The sequence below is a fragment of the Zoogloea oryzae genome (genome assembly GCF_030161255.1).
GTDB classification, from domain to species: Bacteria; Pseudomonadota; Gammaproteobacteria; order Burkholderiales; family Rhodocyclaceae; genus Zoogloea; species Zoogloea oryzae.
The window spans coordinates 1-1,435 of the sequence record NZ_BSPX01000185.1; the positions used below are offsets into that span (position 1 = coordinate 1).

The 1,435-nt window shown below is 66.5% G+C and carries 1 protein-coding gene; it reads left to right on the forward strand.

The window, feature by feature from the left end; all coding sequences use genetic code 11:
* The first annotated feature begins 106 nt into the window (after positions 1-106).
* Entirely contained in the window at positions 107-1,162 is a 1,056-nt protein-coding gene (locus QQK25_RS22885; protein WP_284190034.1) for an IS110 family RNA-guided transposase, read from the forward strand.
* The last annotated feature ends 273 nt before the right edge of the window (positions 1,163-1,435 follow it).

Here is a 1,435-nt window from a genome sequence, read left to right on the forward strand (position 1 = left end):
TACAAAGGGACTTCCCCCACCCGCCCGGTGGGCTTGCCACCCGGCATCGAAGTGCCAAGATTGAATTGCTGAAGGTCAATCTGAAACGGCGAGGAGGGAAGTCCAAATGGATGCTACGACGGTCGGTGTGGATCTGGCAAAGAATGTCTTCGTGGCCTGTGTGGCGGATTGCGCCGGGCGAATCGTGGCGCGGCGCGAGTTCAATCGGGTGGGCTTTCTGGCCTGGCTCGGTACGCTGCCGGCGGGCACGGTGATCGGCATGGAAGCGTGCGGCAGCGCCCACCACTGGGGCCGTACGGCACAGCGTCTGGGCCTGGCCCCGCGGTTGATGGCGGCCGAGTTCGTGCGTCCGTACCGCAAGCGTCAGTCGGTCAAGCATGACCGGGCCGACGCCGAAGCGATCCTGATCGCGCTGCGCTCGCCCGGCATGCGCTTCATCCCGGTCAAGACCGAAGCCCAGCAGCAGCGCCTGGCCTGGCATAGCCTGCGAATCGGCTGGGTGGAGGAGCGCACCGCGCTCCTGAACCGTGTTCGAGGGCTGCTCGCTGAATTCGGGCTGATCGTCGATCCCGGCCCCAGGCATCTGCGGGCGCTGCTGGCTGATCGGGAGTTCGACACCGCGTTGTCGCCCGCCCTGCGGGGATTGATCCAGAGCGTGCGCGACCAGCTCGACGCGCTGGATGCCCGGATCGGCGAGTGCGACCGGCAGATCACGGTCCAGCAGGCGGACGATCCACTGGCGAAGCGGGCGCGGGATCTGCCCGGCGTCGGGCTCATCACCGCCGACGCGGTGACCGCCAGCGTGGGTGACGCCTCGATGTTCAAGAACGGGCGGCAATTTGCCGCGTGGCTCGGCCTCACGCCCAGCCAGTCGGGCAGCGGCGGCAAGACGAAGCTCGGAAGGATCACCCGGCGAGGCGACGACTATCTGCGAACCCTGCTCGTGCAGGGCGCCCGCAGCGTGCTGGCCGCGACGATGCGAAAACAGCGGCGGGAATCGCCCGACACGCTGAGCCGCCTGCAACAGTGGATCGTCGCGCTGAGCGGACGGATTGGCTACCACAAGACCTTGATCGCCATCGCCAACAAGCACGCTCGGCAGCTGTGGGCGGTGCTGGCGAAGGGCGAGGCTTACAACCCGCAGGCCTGGCAGCGGGCCTGAGCACAACCGAGCAATGGCAACTGCGCATCAGCGATAGACGAACAGGTCAGACCGACCCGCAGGGAACCTGGCTAACCCAATGGCGGATCAACAAGGCGGGCGGCTGATCTCCGCTTGCCTGACACCGCCGACGTAGGATCAAGGCTTGCGGGTGCGGTTAATCGCATGGCCCCGGGCGAGACCCGATCAAGGCCGATTAGAGAGAGGCAGTCTGTCTGTCCGATCCGTCGCGTGCGTGCAGTGCCAGGAAGGAGTCGCAGGTGAGCAGGAAAG